The sequence below is a fragment of the Paenibacillus sp. FSL H7-0942 genome, from assembly GCF_045040715.1.
Taxonomy (GTDB): domain Bacteria; phylum Bacillota; class Bacilli; order Paenibacillales; family Paenibacillaceae; genus Paenibacillus; species Paenibacillus amylolyticus.
Genome location: NZ_CP150279.1, coordinates 4558379 through 4576816, shown reverse-complemented (window position 1 = coordinate 4576816; position 18438 = coordinate 4558379). Strand labels below are relative to the sequence as shown.

The 18438-nt window shown below is 39.8% G+C and carries 18 protein-coding genes; 12 read left to right on the top strand and 6 right to left on the bottom strand.

Going from position 1 to position 18438, the window contains the following annotated elements; all coding sequences use genetic code 11:
• Window positions 1-160: 160 nt before the first annotated feature.
• Complete coding sequence (gene yaaA, locus MHI48_RS20370) at window positions 161-913, top strand: peroxide stress protein YaaA (protein ID WP_076328003.1); 753 nt, start codon at window positions 161-163, stop codon at window positions 911-913.
• A 204-nt stretch (window positions 914-1117) separates the two neighbouring features.
• Here the strand turns inward: yaaA and MHI48_RS20365 are convergent, their stop codons facing one another.
• Window positions 1118-1681 carry a DUF4879 domain-containing protein gene (locus MHI48_RS20365; protein ID WP_076328002.1) on the bottom strand — a complete coding sequence of 188 codons (564 nt, stop codon included), beginning with the start codon at window positions 1679-1681 and terminating at the stop codon, window positions 1118-1120.
• 646 nt (window positions 1682-2327) lie between these two features.
• Here MHI48_RS20365 and MHI48_RS20360 point away from each other — a divergent pair.
• The 3 genes from MHI48_RS20360 (at window position 2328) to MHI48_RS20350 (ending at window position 4866) form a co-directional block, all read left to right on the top strand.
• Window positions 2328-3650: a WXG100 family type VII secretion target gene (locus MHI48_RS20360; RefSeq protein ID WP_076328001.1), complete on the top strand. Its 1323-nt coding sequence runs from the start codon at window positions 2328-2330 to the stop codon at window positions 3648-3650.
• Between the two features lie 19 nt (window positions 3651-3669).
• Window positions 3670-4047 (top strand): ribonuclease toxin immunity protein CdiI, encoded by a 378-nt coding sequence (gene cdiI, locus MHI48_RS20355; RefSeq protein WP_143781419.1) that lies wholly within the window; start codon window positions 3670-3672, stop codon window positions 4045-4047.
• 330 nt (window positions 4048-4377) lie between these two features.
• The gene (locus tag MHI48_RS20350; RefSeq protein ID WP_076327999.1) at window positions 4378-4866 is read left to right on the top strand and encodes a hypothetical protein; all 489 of its coding nucleotides are present in this window, start codon (window positions 4378-4380) and stop codon (window positions 4864-4866) included.
• 350 nt (window positions 4867-5216) lie between these two features.
• Here MHI48_RS20350 and MHI48_RS20345 read toward each other — a convergent pair whose 3' ends face one another.
• Entirely contained in the window at window positions 5217-5735 is a 519-nt protein-coding gene (locus MHI48_RS20345) for a GNAT family N-acetyltransferase (protein ID WP_076327998.1), read from the bottom strand.
• A 645-nt stretch (window positions 5736-6380) separates the two neighbouring features.
• Window positions 6381-6707 (bottom strand): hypothetical protein, encoded by a 327-nt coding sequence (locus tag MHI48_RS20340; protein ID WP_017687516.1) that lies wholly within the window; start codon window positions 6705-6707, stop codon window positions 6381-6383.
• Between the two features lie 285 nt (window positions 6708-6992).
• On the opposite strand from MHI48_RS20340, the gene MHI48_RS20335 reads away from it, so the two are divergent.
• Window positions 6993-7301 carry a hypothetical protein gene (locus tag MHI48_RS20335; protein ID WP_076327996.1) on the top strand — a complete coding sequence of 103 codons (309 nt, stop codon included), beginning with the start codon at window positions 6993-6995 and terminating at the stop codon, window positions 7299-7301.
• Window positions 7302-7424: 123 nt separating this feature from the next.
• A complete protein-coding gene (locus MHI48_RS20330) occupies window positions 7425-7673 on the top strand; it encodes a hypothetical protein (RefSeq protein ID WP_245838132.1) in 249 nt (82 codons plus the stop codon).
• Window positions 7674-7717: 44 nt separating this feature from the next.
• Here the strand turns inward: MHI48_RS20330 and MHI48_RS20325 are convergent, their stop codons facing one another.
• Entirely contained in the window at window positions 7718-9427 is a 1710-nt protein-coding gene (locus tag MHI48_RS20325; RefSeq protein ID WP_076327995.1) for an ATP-dependent endonuclease, read from the bottom strand.
• Between the two features lie 293 nt (window positions 9428-9720).
• On the opposite strand from MHI48_RS20325, the gene MHI48_RS20320 reads away from it, so the two are divergent.
• The 6 genes from MHI48_RS20320 (at window position 9721) to MHI48_RS20295 (ending at window position 14681) form a co-directional block, all read left to right on the top strand.
• Window positions 9721-10506: a TRADD-N-associated membrane domain-containing protein gene (locus MHI48_RS20320; protein WP_076327994.1), complete on the top strand. Its 786-nt coding sequence runs from the start codon at window positions 9721-9723 to the stop codon at window positions 10504-10506.
• A 769-nt stretch (window positions 10507-11275) separates the two neighbouring features.
• Window positions 11276-11737: a hypothetical protein gene (locus tag MHI48_RS20315; RefSeq protein WP_076327991.1), complete on the top strand. Its 462-nt coding sequence runs from the start codon at window positions 11276-11278 to the stop codon at window positions 11735-11737.
• A gap of 243 nt (window positions 11738-11980) precedes the next feature.
• Window positions 11981-12211: a hypothetical protein gene (locus MHI48_RS20310; RefSeq protein ID WP_076327990.1), complete on the top strand. Its 231-nt coding sequence runs from the start codon at window positions 11981-11983 to the stop codon at window positions 12209-12211.
• A gap of 97 nt (window positions 12212-12308) precedes the next feature.
• Complete coding sequence (locus tag MHI48_RS20305) at window positions 12309-13061, top strand: hypothetical protein (RefSeq protein ID WP_076327989.1); 753 nt, start codon at window positions 12309-12311, stop codon at window positions 13059-13061.
• Between the two features lie 261 nt (window positions 13062-13322).
• A complete protein-coding gene (locus MHI48_RS20300) occupies window positions 13323-13934 on the top strand; it encodes a hypothetical protein (protein WP_405141588.1) in 612 nt (203 codons plus the stop codon).
• A gap of 465 nt (window positions 13935-14399) precedes the next feature.
• Window positions 14400-14681: a DUF6809 family protein gene (locus tag MHI48_RS20295; protein WP_083677398.1), complete on the top strand. Its 282-nt coding sequence runs from the start codon at window positions 14400-14402 to the stop codon at window positions 14679-14681.
• Between the two features lie 135 nt (window positions 14682-14816).
• Here MHI48_RS20295 and MHI48_RS20290 read toward each other — a convergent pair whose 3' ends face one another.
• Both MHI48_RS20290 and MHI48_RS20285 read right to left on the bottom strand, forming a co-directional pair.
• Complete coding sequence (locus MHI48_RS20290; RefSeq protein ID WP_076327987.1) at window positions 14817-16193, bottom strand: right-handed parallel beta-helix repeat-containing protein; 1377 nt, start codon at window positions 16191-16193, stop codon at window positions 14817-14819.
• A gap of 553 nt (window positions 16194-16746) precedes the next feature.
• Window positions 16747-18339 (bottom strand): catalase, encoded by a 1593-nt coding sequence (locus MHI48_RS20285; protein ID WP_076327986.1) that lies wholly within the window; start codon window positions 18337-18339, stop codon window positions 16747-16749.
• Between the last annotated feature and the right edge of the window lie 99 nt (window positions 18340-18438).

Genomic DNA, 18438 nt, shown 5'->3' with positions numbered 1-18438 from the left:
AATGAACAAGCCAGTCCAATCGTGGGCTGACTTGTTCATTTTAAGTCTTTTCAAAGGTACCATGAGGGATTTAGTTAAGCCTTGGCATTGGATTCGCCTGTCCAATCCTGTACAATGGATAACGACAAAAACAACGGTAGATTAAGGATGGATCAGCACGATGAGAATTATCATATCACCAGCTAAAAAGATGAAGATTGATACCGATCTTATGGCTATCGCACAGATGCCGCAGTTTATAAACGAGTCAGAACAGCTATTGAGTCTGCTTCAAAAGTTATCCTATGACGAACTCAAAGCGATGTGGAAGTGTAACGATGCAATCGCCGAACAGAACGTGGAGCGGATTCAGAATATGAATATAAAAGCAAATCTGACACCAGCAATCTATGCCTATGAGGGCATTCAGTATCAGTATATGGCTCCAGGTGTTTTTCAAAATGAGGAACTGGCGTATCTTCAGCAGCATTTACGCATATTATCCGGTTTTTATGGCATGTTACGGCCTTTGGATGGGGTTACCCCTTATCGGTTGGAGATGCAGGGCAAGTTGCAAGGTCCAGGCTTCAAATCGCTCTATCAATTCTGGGGTAGCAAACTCGCAGATCAGCTTCAATCAGAAAGCAACTACATCCTAAATCTGGCTTCCAAAGAGTATAGCAAAAATATTTTACCTTTTCTGAGCGAGGAAACCCGTTTCATTACTTGTGTATTCGGACAAATGGTCAATGGGAAGCTTGTTGAAAAGGCAACCTGGGCTAAGATGGCCAGAGGTGAAATGGTACGTTATATGGCAGAGCATAAGATTACAGAGGTGAAGGACGTAAGAAACTTTGATCGGTTGAACTTCACTTTTTCAGAAGAACGATCCGACGAGAGTACGTATGTATTCATACAAGCAGAGGGCAAGTAGCCTGCTATGCAACGGTGGGTTCCTATACAAAGTCGGCCCTTTAATATCACAAAGAGAAAAGACGCAGGGGGATGTATATCCCTGCGCCTGATCAAGAATCAAATCCATGTCCAAAGCTGATGAGCTTTTGGGCTTATTTCCCGTATTCCTCATGATAGAACCAGGATAGCCAATTCCTCCAATATTCATATTACATCCTTCCTGTTAACGAACATTAATCCAAGCGGTCCACTGTGTTGGAATATTAATGGAATAGACCGTTCCTACAAATTGTCCCCCTGTAGTAGGCGCTTCATAAACCCAAGAATAGGCCCAAGCATCTACGACACGGTCACCGTCCAGATCAATAGCTTCAGACCAGTTGTTTGTCATTGTATTGCCGGCGAGTGTGCCGTAGTGACTGCTGTCATAACCGATCTGGAAAGTAATACACTGAATCCAAGCCCCACCATGATCATTGGTTGTGGACAGTGGGTTGTTATTGAAGCCGTAAATTTCTTGACCGCCATTAGGAGATACGACACCGTATACATTAATGTGAGATACTTTCGGAGCAGGCGCAAACAGAACTGGACCACCCACATTATCAGCCTTCTGCGATTCAAATTCAGCCTTAGCCGCTTTCACAGCTTCACGGAATTCTTTGGAATTAATAATTTCTTCCTTTGTCATAGGTTTGGCTTGAGTCACATCACCGTCTGCATAGGCAGCTACATTAAATGAAAGCATTAGAACAAGAATAAGAGCTAAACTAATCAATTTTCTCATAGCAATAAATTCCACCTTTCTTGTTATGGGTATTCTTTTACAAGAACATGCGGTTACGACAAATAGACCTACTTGCAGCTTAAAGCCTCTTGCCCTCCTCTCTTTTAAAGATGATTCTTCTCCTTTTTTCTTTACTAAAAAGAAATTAAGGAGGTAGAACTCTACAGGCTAGAAAACTCTATGAAGTAGGAATGTATATGTAAAATGAATGCCTGCCAATGATTATGTGTTGCAGACAAAATGTAAAACTCATTTATACGCATTGATATCTTAGTTATGTTAGGCTCTGATACCCATCTTGTTAATATAAGATTCCAAAATAAATATTTAAATTGTAATATATTCCATTTATACAAACATATAGTACACCTAATCATCCGCACGAGTCAAGTTTCTTCATTAATACTATGATTTGTTAAAGTTTTCGGCTTGTCGTAGTAAAATGCCACAGTATCCTGTAGTCGTAAAAGAAAAACCCTCTGGAACATGTATACACCTACATAGAGATCGTATGGGGCTGAGGGACGGATATAAATCATTCTGAGCGTGGATTCATGCAGTGAAATCAGGAGGTTAGCCGGATGTAATTGCCATTAAAATTCTGCTAACATAGTCCTATCATATCTTAGATGAGCGGTGAAAACGGATGAGTACAATTAAGGTGACTCCTGAGCAACTACATCATGTATCCAATCAGGTGGATCAGGCCAGACAACAGTTGGAGCATATTCGCAGTGAACTGACGAGACAGATCATGTTCGTTCAGATGATGTGGATGGGGGCGACGCAGGAGCGATTCTACTATGAGTTTGAACAGTCGCGCCCCATATTGGATAAAGCACTGGAGAGTATGGTGGGCATCTCCAAGGAACTCAAGGAGATCGCCATGCGGTTTGAGAATGCTGATGCTCAGAAGGTGAGTCTTGGAAGTGCTGTTGACGCTGTGGGTGCGGGAGTAATGATGAAGACCTTGGGTAATGATGCGAGTACGGAGGATAAAGGCTACCGGATGGCGCAAGTCAATGTGTATGGGAAGCTGATGTGGATGCCTGTGAACGAGAATGGTGTTACGGATCAGGCAGCCCTTCAGGCATATAAGAAGGATCAGGGGCATTTGGATATCAATCGGATGCAAGCTACGGATGCTGAAGCGCCAGGAGAAGATATTTATGCGATGCAGATCAAAGCCTTTGAAAATGGAATTCATCCCTTCACAGGCGAGCCTGTATCCGATAAATATGCTCAGATGATGTTGACTTCTCTGAAGTTCAGCCAGCTATTTATGGCATTTCAGATGGTTCGTGGGAGTATGCCGGGTGGCAAAGGGCCGTTTCGCTTGCCTGCCTCTGATCCGGCTGTGGCGAAGATTAAAAAGAATCTGGAAGCGAGGAAAGCGAATGAGCAGAAGAAGGGTTCTGAGGGCAAGGGACAAGCAACTAAGACAGTAATAAGTGAACATGTAAGTGATGCGGAGAAATTGCAAAGGCCATATGCTCACCTAGTAAACGTTGATGGATTTAAGAGAGGTAGCAGACCTGGAGTATCTGGCGGTCATAATATGGACAAATTTAATGGGGCCTTACAAGAAGACGCAAATAAGTATGGACTGAGTGTTAAAAAGGATTATTTTATAGGTGAACCCAAGAAGCACAATGTCGAGGGGATTTACGAGGTAGAGTATCAAATTCCGTCCTTGAAACGAAGTGAATCAGATAAAAGTATTTTTGAACCGATAACGGACCCAAATGGAAATGTGCTTGGGAAGAGAGTGAATGATCCCAAAACAGTATATGATCCTAATATAATTTCTAATGAAAAAATGTATAATTGGGGAAAAGCAGCATTAGAGCCACAGATACAGGCTGGAAACGTGAAAAACGGGATAGTTAAAGGAGAACTAAATGGGCTGAAATTTGTGGGGTTCGTAGATGAAAAAGGGAACATAAAGAACTTTTATCCTGCTTTTTAATTAATATCGAAGGAGAGATATGATGTACAAAATTTTGACAACAAAAGCTGAAATAGATAGATTAGTCGAATCTTATTTCTGGATTATTGATTTTCCAAGAGCTTTAACATACTTCGGAGATCATGAGAGACATGGTTATGGTTCAGGTCCACTGGAGGTACAATTTTCATCCTATCATATGCCAGAGGAGGAAGAGTATATTGGTGATCAGAAAGTGTGTTTTATTGGAGAGCCTCCAGCATACGATGAAGATGTAATGGCAGTGATGGAGCATGATGAATTCTATAACTATTTGATGATTTACAGTGAGAAGTACGTGGAGGAGCACCCAGAAGCTAAACCGGAAATTTATAAATTATTAGAACTGGTTAAAAAAAGATTGGGTTTACATTCTTAACTCACTGATTGTGAATCATAAATCATTTGCGAGGAACAACGAAAGTTCGTTTATCTTATACGTCCATAGTATTCATAGTCCAAATATTGGCTGTACAGTTGGGAAGATATGCAAGCACTAAAAACGTTACCGTATGACCCCGATTGATGTTATAAAAATTCGAAAGCTCTTCCCACCTGAACGTTGTGAGGATTGAGCTTTTTTGTATGCAGAAAATAACCAAAGAAGGTGACATGACAGCAAATAAAGGTGCTGAATAAATTATTGTGGGCTATATTGATATGATTACATCCGCCTGTCCATTGTAATAAAAAGATTGGAGATACGAACATGATTAAATATAGGTATACAATCGAATATAAAGAAGATTTCAACGAAGTTATCTTGGACTTAGGCATCGATTCATCGTTAAAGAATGGTTATCTAATTAGTAATTCTTTGGGCTCGGATATATTTGGAGACTTCGCAACGATCCAGGAAGAGATCGGAAACTTAATCGAATTACTGAAAGGGGAAATAACGTTATACGAAGGTGGAGGGAATGTGAACTTAATAAGATCTGACCAGTCTTTTACAACTTTTGAAGATATCTTTGCAGAAGAAGATGAAGAGGACAGTATATGTGAAATTGAGACGTTAGAATATGTAAAGATACTATTGTTATGGGCAAAAGAGAACTTTCAGTATAAAAGCCAGCGAGGCGTTATCTTGAAAGAAGAAGGGCAAGTAGCATTAGAGTGGTTAAACGAAAAATATATTGAGGTTTTAGTTTTGGGTCAAAAGATCGAGCGTATCAACAATTTGAAATTGATTGAATGAATGGTATGAACAATAGATCTGTAATATTTTGCGGAGAAAAGTGAAACTTTTCATTGCTCAAAAGTTACTGCAGTATAGCGAATTCGGAAAAACGTGTGCGAGTCAACGGTTAATACTATATCAAGTAAGTAATTAATAGATCCATTACATATACCTAGTTTGTTTCACTCAATGCGCGTAAGAACCAATTCATCTGCAATACTCAATGAGTTTCCCAATGGAATAACATCAAGAACGCGAAATTCACAATATAAGGAATATTAAAAGACAAAAAAGCCTAACCCCTCAGTATCTTGAACGAGGAATTTGGCTTATGGTCTTCAGCTTAAACAGTCGCGTCCGATGGGTGATTAAAATAATGATTTATTTATCCATGTATAAGTAATGAATTTTAACATTTGCCCATTCATTTCAAATTCTTTATCGCTAGTTTCTGTATGCTCGAATCCGTTTTGCTCTAAAACTTTTTGAGATGCTATATTGTTGGTGGTTGTTTTTGCCTTAACTTCTTTTATATCTAAATCAACTATTGTATTGAGTAATAATTTTAATGCTTTTTTAGCAACACCTTTTCCAGTGTGGATTTGTCCCACTCTATAGCCGAGAAATCCTATTTTATCGGAATCAATATCAACTAAATTTATTCTTCCAAGAATAGAGTTATTTTCGTTTTTTATTAAATAAAAAAAGGAGAGTCCTTTGACTTGTTCATCAAGCAGAGATGCATTCCTTACTTTAAAAACCTCAGGTATGTAATAATCATCTCCTCGAGACGGTACCATTTCCTCGAAAAAAATTCTGTTTTCAATTTCGAATTCATACAAGTCTTCAATATCTGTATCTTTTAACTTCTCAATTATTATATTCATGAACCCTTTCCTCCAATCAACTTGAATGCTAAATACTACGAATCTGCTTATGTAAACTATAATTTGTACTACGATAGTTTGTTCTAGTTCTGTATTTTGGTTATTTTAATTAATATGGAATTTATTTCAACTTTTTTTTGTATAGCAAGTGTAACATCCTATTTTGTTATTCAACATTATGGGCGATTAATGGATATTTAAATCCCTAGTAAATTTGAGTAATATTGGGATCAATATTATGGAAACTTGGGCGCTGAAATGTGGGCTTATATTAAGGGGCTTCTGGAACAAAACATGAGCAATTATATGAACGACGAATCTGCGGTTTTACAATTACCCGATGATGATGTACTGACTTCCCAATTGACTACAAGGAAATGGTCAATGACCAGAAAAAACGCGGTCAAGTCACCAGATAGAGCTGACGCATATGTTCTGACTTTTAGCGAATATTTAACAGAAGCCCTCAGTGTCTATAATGCTTCCGACCATAGCTGGATTGTCATTAAAAAGATAAAGTTCTTTGGATCCTTGAGTAGGGTGCTATAACTATAGAACAGAGATTGGTAGAAAAGCTGTCTTCTTACTAACCTAAAGAGAGGGCGGGGATTTTTCACATCCTCGCCCTTGCTGATATTGTTAAATTTACATTTCCTTATAAATTGTTCCTTTGTACTGTGCCTCCCAGTATGATCCATCGGGATAATTTACTTTTATAACAGTACTAGATCTAGTAAGAACACCACCATAATCGCCTTCATAATAAGTAGCTCTAAGTGGAACCATATCTTTTGTATAACTAGAAGTTGGGAATTTGAGAAAAACTTCCACTTCTCTTTGGAGTAATCCTTGGATCTCGATTTTAGGATGCAGAGAATTAGTTGACACTGAGTTTCCAGTCTCTAAAGCAAAGGCCGACAAGGGTAAAGTGCAGAATGCGGCAATAGCGGCTAATAAGATCTTTTTCTTCATTTTTTTCATCTCCTCATTTATTTTGGATTTCATTACAATTATATAATATATTTACATGTGAATATGTAACATATTTAACAAATGTTTCTCTCTGGGTGTTTATTCTGATAAAAGTATTACTTCCGCAGTATCCGAAAGTCGTTTATACGGAATAAGGATACATGATACCGGTAAGTTGGGGGTATGACGAATAGGTTGAATAAAGTCATATCAGAATAAGGACTTCCTTATGAGGTTATTTCAATCATCAATGGATCATCTTCTTAGGATGAACATTATGGAAACTTGGGCGCTGAAATGTGGGATTATATCAAGGGGCTTCTGGAACAAAACATGAGCAATTATTTGAAAAACGAGTCCGCAGTTTTACAATTACCCGATGATGATGTACTGATTTATGAATTGACTACAAGAAAATGGTCAATGACCAGTAAAGGGAAAATACTACTTGAAAGCAAGAAGGAAATGAAAAAACGTGGTCTCAAGTCACCGGATAGAGCTGACGCATATGTTCTGACCTTCGGTGAATATTTGATGGGAACCCCTCAGTCTATTAGGCTTCCAACAATAGGAGGTGTATCAATAAAAAGATAACAAGAAACTTTGAAATCATATTAAGAGGGAGGGTGATTATAAAGTAACTTGAATCTTCAATAAAACTGATCTGCTGCGGGCAAGACGGCAAACGCTACGATTCTTATAGAGAAACAACGCTGGGTGTACAAAAGATATGACTTCTATACACAACAGTTGGAAAGGGCGCAGCGGCTAATCAAAGACGAAGAAGCCTGTAAAGCCGTTGATTACAGATACATTCAAGGTTATTCACACAAAGAAACGATACTCTTCTTCCGGCGCGCTCTCAGTGATAGTACAATCAAGCGCAAGATCGATGAGGGGCTGGAGAGTGTCTCAAATACCTTGAAGCTAATCGGCTTTTTTGAGCAAGATGATGCAGAATACTAAAAGAGAAGCTGACGATTAATCGTCAGCTTCTCTTTTTTGCACTGTTATCCTTTAATGAAATCTTGCAGTTCGCTCTTAAAGAATTCCAATTTTCCTGGAGTGTTGTTTAACACTAATTCAGTCAGTTCCATTCCATGAACTATTTTATTGTAGTGTAAAGAGTAGCTTTCAAATAAGCGTTCTAACACTTCACTTCCAACGACATCTTTTAATACATTTGTAGAACCTTTTTTAGGGAATAATTTATTGTCATCGATTGATAATAATAAATGGTCGATTTTGCTCTTTATTAGATCTGGATCTGCAGTAGCTATTGACGAATTTCGATTAATGATTTCAGAAAGCTCATGATAACAGTCTAAAAAGTAGTTCTCGTACTCTCGTCGTCCCAAGATAATTATACTATCTCCATAGCTTTCTCTTAATGTGAGAAGTTTTTCGTCGGTTTTGTTATCTGCATCAATAATTATTTTATAAGGTATTGGACTCTCTGATATGCCACTTAGAATTAAGTCAAGTTTACCTTTATACTCTCGCATAGAAGAATTCTTAGTGAAATAATTACCAGTTCCCTTCATATTTAATACTCTGTAATTATAACCGATCTGTTTTAAGCCGAAATGAGAGAGGATCATCGGAATTACAAGTTCTTCAGTTTGTCCTTCTACAAATATTACTTTATCAGACAAAGCATAGTCGCTATTGTTGACACCAATGTCGGATAATACTTCTTGGATATGGCCTAGTTGTGTGAAGACACTTTCTCCATTTAATTTGCTAACATGGACTAAACGTTTTTCAACCGGGTAATTTATCAAAATAGGAGAATGAGTAGTGAATATGTATTGGTGCTCACTGTTATCACATACTAAATCATAAATTGCTTTCTCAGCAGAAGGGTGTAGGAATACTTGTGGCTCATCAAATAGAACTATACTATTATTTTTTGTAAACAGAACACATAACAATAATAGAACATGGGTATAACCACTACCACATTGTGATAAGGGAATTGGTGCTTGCATACCTTCAAAAAAAATACTTATATGAGTTTGATCGTTTTCATTCACTGGAGTGCTAATGTAAGAAGCGTCATTAAATATTTGTATGAAAGTTTCGTTTATTTTAGTGAAAATTCTGGGAGCATTATTATTTAACGTATAAAGTAAAGCATTAAGATTTGTTCCTTCGATATGTAAAGAGTTTTGTAAATTAATTCTCTCCGTTTGCTGCACATATCTTGATCCATTTATATATATAACCTTGTCTTTCAACAATTTGTGAATATTTTTAAGAAAAGTAGGAATTCCAGCTAGGTCATATTTTTGATTTTTGTTGAAGACTTTATATCTAAGATCTTGATCACTTGTAGAAGAGTAATAAAATGGTATGATTGCGTCATCAACAATTCTTTCAACTTTTTCTATAAATGATTGATTGGATTTAATATCGAATTGATAACTCAATCTTAAATGATTTAAATTTAATAGTATATGTTCTTCAAATACATCATTATTCAATAACGATTTTTCTTCATTCGATAAATTGATGTCCATCACTAAGTTTACTGTATCAAATTCACTATTTAGATTATCTACCAATTCACCATGAGTAACTTTATATATTGCTTCAATGAAAGCAGATTTTCCTGTGTTATTTTTACCTGCGAAAGCATTAAGAGTATAGTTCAAATCAATGTTGTCTGAGTCTTTGATACTTTTGTAATTTTTAATACGTACACTAAGTATTTTCATTATGTATACCTCTATTCTTTTTTCTATTAAATATAACAATACCATTATAGTCTATCTTAGCATGTAATTAAGAGAGGGGATTATTGACTCGAATGTGAACCGAGCATGACCTCATCTTGAGACCATGTTGAACCCCACATGACTATTTTTCCGTGATACATTAGGAGCATAGAAAAAGGCGCGAATGAAACGCACAGCTGCACATGCTGCATATGACTAAGGCGTTCCTCTTCTCGCTTTTTCTAATATTATGAAAAGATAAACCGATAAATAATTAGAAGAGGAGTGATAAAATGAGTGAGAATGATTCAGATATCAAACCAGAAGAAGCTATATTGAAAAAAATGAAAGATTTAGTAAAAAGTAGAGATAGAATTGAATTTGTCTCTATTCTTGCTAGAATGTCATTTATTCTTATGGCTTTTTTGTCAATATTTTCAATTGTATTCAGTGTTTATTTAATGGAAAAACCACTCAAGGATATCATACCTTTATCTATGATAGTGGTCGTAAGTTTAATAGCATTAATAATTCAACCATTTTTAATCAATAAAAATAAAATAGAAGACCAAATAATGGGAATTGAAAATGAAATGGATCTTCGAAATATTGGGGTTGAGTCGTTAGAAAAAAGGGCTGAGAAACAGTTTAGGATTCATCAAACTGAACTAAAAAGGTACTATGATTTATCACTTAACCAGAGTAGATGGATATTTTGGGTAGGGTTAATATGTCTACTTGCTGGTGTAGCTATAATTACTGTCACATTATTGTTTCTCTTTGAGGGTAATAACAATGAACTAATAATCTCAGTTACTGGTGGAGTAGCTGGCATGCTTACAAATTTTATAGGTGTTATCTTCTTGAAAATGTATTCTGAAACTGTTAAGTCACTTAGTACTTTTCACGAGAGATTAGTAACTACGCACCACCTTCACTTTAGTAATTTTCTTATCTCCAAAATTTTTGACGATCCCTTAAGAAATGAAGCATGGGCTAAATTGGCACTATCACTAACAAAAGAAAGTAACGAGATTTCATTTGATAGTGTCAGGAATAAGGAGAAAAGCACAGATTAACTGCAAAAAATATGCGGTTCGCTGTTTGACTTGTAAAGTATAGGCTCTGTATAATGGTCTCATTCTTCCTCTATTGTTACAAAGTACGTATGAATTTAAAGCAAAGAGCGCAGTTTTTTTGCTGCGGACGGTACGGACGCCAATTCTTTAAAAGCATCATATGAATCGCCAAAATCGTACATATAACAGCCAAAGTCGTTCCTTCACTGGATCGGCTTTTTTTATTGGAGGAATTGAAGCGATCAGCAGAAGACGGAAGAAGTTACGCATTCGCCCTAACAAGCAGCCGGAGAAATGCAATGGTTGTGTATGGGGCAGATGGGATGGAGTGAAGCAGTTTTGTCTTAAACTACCTGATTGTTGTGTGAGAAAGGGAAAACCTTCCTAAACGTCGAAAGTGGACGTAAGAAAGGGGGAGTGACATGGAACATAGTTTTGTTGATGGGTTTTACTCATTCGTTAGAAAGCGAGCTAAGGAGTTCCCATGTTTGGGCTGTATGGGTTATAACAATGAGCCGAAAACAAGAAAATTCATCAGTTCTACAAAGGCGGAAGTAACCTTGGAATGTCGAGATTGTAGTGGTGAACGGGTGGTAACTATAATAATGAGGGATTAACAGTAAGAAATTCGCCATTGTGCGGCCTTTTCTTTTGCTTTTATAAAATAAGGTGAAACTCTAAAAATGTTTGCTACCAAAATGTCCCAAAGACGTATAGCATAGTGAACTTAGTTGTGTCTATAAATCTAGCGGATAAGGGGCGTTATCGTATGAGTGACTGGATCAAGCAAGCGGCGGGAAAAGCAAAAGACCAAGCTGAAGTAAATGACGCTTTGTTCAAAAAAGTTAAATTAATTGAGAGTAACTTCACTGATTATTCAATGCAACTTTGGTTGAAGTTTGATGAAGTGTTCAAAGAAATTAAAGCTGAATTTGGTGATAATGCTAAAATTCATGCTAATGGTAACCAATTGAGAATTACCATAGGTGACGTTGAAATAAATGGTATCGCTAAGTATGGAGAATACTTCGGTGGATATTATGGAGATGCTCAACTCACATACTCTTCTAAAAGCGCAACCTCCTCCAAAGAATTACCCGTTACTGAACTATCATTGAAAGGGCCTGATAACCCTACTTGGGTGTATAACAAGCCTGTTAGAGACAAACTTTTCGGGCGTGATGAAGTGGAAGAAATATTCAAAACTGCAATGTGGCAATACTTAGATTAATCATTGGCACCCATCGTGGTGCTTTTTCTTTTGGTTTCATATGACAGAATATAAGCCGGTTTAAGCTTCTTGAAATAGGAACATACGTTTGGCATAATCGGTTCGTTGAAGAGCGGATAACAGCGTCTGATTGAGCAAACACATACATATGAAAGTCAGCCCAACGTTGAAAACAACTCAACACAAATATTCTTTGTTTGCACACTAAAAATTAAGTAAAATGTTTTTGAGGGGAGGGATAAAATGGAAGCGATCGGCGACACTCTTCATTTGGATCATGGAGACTTTGGAGAAATTGAAAGAATTAAAGCACAGAACCCTGGAACAGATTATTTGTATGCGTTGAATTCAAGAAGTCTAGCATTAACGGGTATCAATGTGAAGACGATTAAACATCTCAAAACCAATGATGAGATTAAAGAACTTCATGGTAAACTATTCAGGATCTTGGAAGATGCGTTGCAAAGTCAGTAAACATAGAGGTTACAGGGACGAGTCGTTATGCTTGTCCCTCCTTACCAACTGCCTGATTTTGTAAGACAGTGTTTCAGAAATAGTTAGGGGTGTTCAGATGAATAAGAAGTCTATTATATTGATTGCTACAGGAATTATTATTATATGGGCTGGTTTTGGGTGGGGTATAAACACTTGGATTAACCCAAGTTACCGCGGGACATTTGGCGATATGTTTGGAGCTGTCAATTCATTATTCTCAGGGCTTGCCTTTGCTGGACTGATTTACACAATTGCAGTACAAAGACAAGAACTGCAGGCACAAAGTAAGTCAATAGATATGCAAACAGATGAAATGAAAATACAAGTATCAGCTATTAAAATGCAGACCGAGGAACTCTCGCTTCAAAGAGCAGCTGTTCAAATGCAAACAGAAGAGATCAGGATGCAGAGAGAAGAAGCAGCTCGCTCTGCTAATCAACTTGAGGGACAAAAAAACTTGTTGAATCTTCAGATGGCTATGAGTGTAGTAAATGAGTTGATTAAAACGAAGAATATTAGGAAACGGGATATATCCTATGATTCGCAAAAAGGGGCTGATGCAATTCATTACATGACAAAAGTTAATCTTCATTTTTGGAAAGACAGGAGAGCTGTGAAATTATATCTCGAACTATTTTATTTCATCCTAAAATTTATAGAAGATTATGATCTTGAGGACAAACAAAAGAAAATACTTAGAGATTTGTTAATTGTGGAGACGACTGATGATGAGGTTGAAATTTTTTATATCGAGGCAGCATCAGACGAAGATAAATTAAAGTTGCTTAAGGTGAGTGGATTTGATCGCGATAAATTGAATAGAGAATAAACTGATTTAGCTTCCTATGAGATGGTAGCTTTTACTGATTTATAGAGGAGGTAAAGGACGTGAACATCAGAATCGTTGCGATCGATCAGATAAATGCACAGTCTATAACTCTGACTCAGCTTCATAGTCATGAGGAGGAAGATTAAATCCGTAGTAACCTCGTACAAAACGAATGATATTATTTATCCATAGAAGTATGAAGAACTTTAGGAGGTCAGGAAACTTTTCCTGCCTTCTATTTTTATGTCTGGAGGTGAAACATTGAAATGGTATCATAAAGCCATGTTTTCATTTGCGAATTCGGTTCTTCCAGCTACAGTAAAGCGTCAGATGATGGGTATTGGCAGGATGACCTCACCAAGATCGTCAAACGGATGGGATATATTCAATTGGCTCCCGAAAAAGTACCAGAGTGCTCATAATATTGATCTGACCAAACTACAGAATCACACAGCAGAGGAACTACTTGAGATTCTTGTGTCTGTTCATCCCGATATTTCGCATGCGCTCTACAATTTTTTGCGTATGGGTGACACTCCACTTACATTTACAGCAAAGAAGCAGAGTGGTAGTGACGATAAAAATGGGCAGAGATCGTTAGATGAAATCAAGAACTTACTGGATTCTCCACTTCATTCACCTGGTTATCAGCATGGAAGGTCGCTAGATAAGCTTGATACAATTCAGCGGATGATGATCATGGTACGTGGGGCTTGTGCTGGTGAAGTAGTTCTAAACGAGCGCTGTAATGATGTGATTGATATCATACCTGTTGACCCTGCGACGATTTGGTTCAGGAGAGAAGAGGGAACAAATCGGCTTGTCCCTTGGCAATACATTAAGAATCCACATTCTAGTGTTGGCGAAAAATAGTTTGGCTAGTATAAGAGGATCGATACGCCGACAATCATTTATAAAAGTTCGATCTTATAGCTAATGATCCTTACGGACGAACACCTATAAAAAATTTGAAAGATGCATTCATTAATATGGTACTATTTTTGGATTTTCTTCCAGTATGAAAGGACATGGCCTCGGGTATGTAAAACTCGAGCCGAACCACTTTGATGGTTAAGGCATTATTACATCCGTCCGATTCAAAAGATAATCTGTACTGGTCTGATGATAGTCAGCCAACTTAATCACTATAGCCGTTGAAATGTCCCACTCGCCTCATTCATAGTTGCTATATATGCGACTATAGCAAGATAAGCTTCATTTGGTGTTTGAGGCATGGTTTAACTTTAATTTTGACTCAATAAAATACTAGCGCATTTCCCGCTAAATTCACATCTCACCTCATACCTTGATATACAATCTGTTTGAGGTGACCATACCATGAAGGATAACATGTCAAACCTGATCGAGGATTTGTTTCACGGGAACTTGCGGTTGGACGAATCGATTCACCCTGAGCACACTGAGTATCAAGAGATCAATCGCCAGATATCGGACCTGATGCAGGATTACAAAACACAGCTTACCGAGAACGAATATGATGCTTTGGAACAACTGGTAGACCTGATCGGACAATCCACGTCCATGTATGTGGAAGCAGCGTTTGAGCAAGGTTTTCGCACAGGCGGCAGACTGATGATTGAAGTTTTAGCTAAACCGTGAGTATTTACCTACTTCATAAGCCAGCGGCAGACAATACACAGCAATTCAAAAATCCCCTCCTCCGTTACCACCGCTTAGGCGGAATGGGGAAGGGGATTTTGCATTTAATTACTCTATTATTTTACTAACTACCACTTACCGTGCACCAATATTCGTACCCACTGGCGTACCCGAGCCGATCAGATCACTGCCGCCCGCAAGCTTCAGGAAATTGCCCAAGACAGGTGTTCCGTCCGCGCTACGTGTTACCGAAGGCACGAGGGAGACAAAGTCGGCTGCGCTGGCGAGCAGGCCTTTGGCGTTCTCGCTTTTTTTATTCTTCCACCAGACGTTAGTGCTGCTGACGTCGGTTCCGCTTGTTTTGTCACTGGCGCCGCCTTGGAAGGACAGGTTGTTGGTGAAGATGTGGGTGCCAACATCAAAGGCAAAGTTGCTTTGCCCATTGTTCCAGGAGGTGTTGTTTTTCATCTGGATCGAACCGGGATTGCTGTTGTAGGTGAAGCCATGCTTTTTGTTATTAAACGCAATGCTGTTCTCGACGATATGATTCACTGCAATCTTCTCTCCGCCCAGCTTGAAGCCGTTACCGTCACTGTTGGAGGTAGAAGTGCCGTCTGCGGTTGCGCCATTGGCGTAGGCGATGCTGTTACGGATCGTGACTGCGCCAATGGCGCCTGTGTCCGTTTTGCTATACAGATCCCAGCCATCATCCACGTTATAGGCCGCAATACAACCGTCGAAGACATTGCCCGGGCCAACGGTCAATTTGGCTGCAAAACCGTCTGCATCCTCGCCGTCATCCGGGTCATAGTTGTTGTGGGAGTAGGAACGAATCACTTCATTATATGCAGGCCATTCACTCTTGGCGGCTGTGGAAGCATAACGTCCCATTTGAATACCCGTATCCCGATTGTGATGAGCTTCGATCTGCTCCAGACGGTTGTAACTGCCTCCGATGAAGATGCCGTTATCGCCTGCACCCTTCACCTCAAGCCCTTTGACGAACCAGTAGTCTCCGAACATTTGCAGTCCACGATTGGTGGAAGCGAAGGTTTGGGCTGAGAAATCAAATACCGGTTTTTCCGATCCATACGCCACCAGGTTTTTACGTTGTCCGGATGTACCGCTATTGCCACGCTCAATGGTAATAGTCTGAGAAAAGCTGTAGTTGCCGCCGCGCAGATAGATGGTCTTGCCTGGGGCGATCTGGGTCAATGCGTTAGCGAGTGACGTAGGGCTGTTCAGTGTTCCCGGATTGCTGGCTGAGCCGCCAGGAGACACATACAGATCACCAGCAGCAAGTGCGATATTCGAAGTCGCCACCGATTCGGAGGGATTTTGCAAGCTGCTCTCGATCAGCTCTTCAGCACCAGCCGATCCACCACCAATCAATAATAGAGGGAACGCGGCGCTCAGACAGATATGGGCCATTTTGGATTTGAGGGAGCGTTCCTTCAGAGAACGTGCAGATCGTGCAGATACATGAGTGGATGTGGATGGGAATAATTTCATTACGTAAGCCTCCTTGGTTAATTGGGAATAGAATGAAGAGCATGTGGTAGCCGTGTACCAGACCGTTACCTATGAGATAGGTCATGCCGGCTGGTTAGATGTAATCTCTAGGATACAGCTTTATGGTAAATGTTGTAAGCGTTATCATCAATAATCATCTGATCAGATGGAGGTACATGCAGGCAGGTCAGGCCTGCAAGCTTCCAATGCCTGTAATATCACGTGAATTATGTAATCTTTCCATTGGGTGATAGCTCTCATTTAACGAAGAATCATCTGAAATGAACGTAGAGAAGTACGCTTTTCCATCCTCAGAGTACCAGTTTTACTTATGATCCACTCCTATGAACTTCTTTTAATTTAAAATACATAGTTGCATGCATCCTGAAGTGGAGATTACACTCAAGCTAGTCATGAAAAAGCCCTGATAGCAGCTGCAACTGGCAACTTGACGATCAGGGCTATGTTTAATTCAGAACGTAATCTGCTTACTCAACATACTCGAATGTACTAACAGTGTCAGACTCAGCGATCCAAACGCTGTCCATCCACCTTAATAACCGTCCGTCTCACGACTGCGTTTCTCTGCTTGCTCGACACTTGGTTCATGTTTCGGTTGGACTGTGGCACTATCATCGGTTGGTACAGAGGTTAACCCTTCAGAGACGCGCCGACCGTAATCCGCATCCGCTTGGGTGAAATAAGAGATCATGCGCTCCCGGATATCCGGTTTGCATTGTGCCAACGCGCCGACCATGTTGCTGATTAGCTCATCCCGCTCCCAATCCTCGAATGCCCGGTACGTATCACCCGCTTGTCCAAAGTCATTGGTGCGCTCAATCTTCTCACGAACAAGTTGGCCTTCCACTAGTGGTTCATGTTCCTTGCCACGTGGGGCTGCTTCCTTTAAGCCACCAAGCGACGAAGGTTCGTAATTTACATGTGGATTCTGACCCGGCGCACGATCCACTTGATACTGCATCTGTCCGCCGCTCTGATTCGTGGCTACCCGATTTTTCGGTGCATTCACAGGCAGTTGCAGATAGTTCGCACCCACCCGGTGACGCTGGGTATCCGAATAGGAGAAGGTGCGTCCTTGCAGCAGTTTGTCATCTGAGAAATCCAGCCCGTCCACCAAGACACCTGTGCCGAACGCCGCTTGCTCCACTTCATTGAAATAATCTTCGGGATTACGATTCAACGTCATTTTGCCCACAGGTAGAAAAGGGAACTGATCCTGCGGCCATAGCTTGGTTGGGTCCAGCGGGTCGAAGTCCAACTCTGGATGCTCGCCATCTTCCATCACTTGAACGCACAGCTCCCATTCGGGATACTCCCCTTTTTCAATAGCGTGATACAGGTCCAATGTCGCATGATTGAAGTTCTGTCCTTGAATCTCGATCGCGTCTTTTTGCAGCAGGTTGCGTATCCCTTGATTGAGCGGTTCCCAGTGGTATTTGATGAGTACGCCCGTGCCTTCCTGATTGATCCATTTGTATGTATTAACACCCGACCCTTGCATCTGCCGATAATTCGCTGGAATGCCCCATGGAGAGAAGAGGAATGTCACCATATGGGTAGCTTCAGGACTTAGCGATACAAAGTCGAAAAACCGCTCCATATCCTGTGCATTGGTCAACGGGTCTGGCTTGAAGGCGTGTACCATATCCGGGAATTTGAGCGGGTCACGAATGAAAAAGATTTTCAGATTGTTACCCACCAGATCCCAGTTGCCATCTTCGGTATAGAATTTTACAGCAAATCCGCGCGGGTCCCGCAGGGTCTCCGGTGAATGTCCACCATGTATAACGGTAGAGAAGCGAACGAACACGGGCGTTAGTTTGCCTTTTTCCTGAAATAGACGTGCACGTGTGTACTTCGATACTGGTTCATCCCCGGCCGTTCCATACGCTTCAAATACGCCATGAGCACCAGCACCGCGGGCATGGACCACACGTTCCGGAATACGTTCACGGTCGAAGTGAGTAATTTTTTCGAGAAAATAATAGTTCTCCAGCGTAGTCGGTCCCCGGCTGCCAACGGTTCGTACATTCTGATTGTCCGTAATGGGATGACCTTGTCGATCCGTTAATGTCTCAGGGTCTTTGTCTGAGGAATGCTCTGATTGTGAAGACTGATGATTCATGGAGTGGAGCACCGCCTTTCCTTAAAGTGGATTCCTGTATATATTTTCCCTGAAAATTGGTTCTATACATTAAACCTCGCAAATAATCTCGTAAAAAAA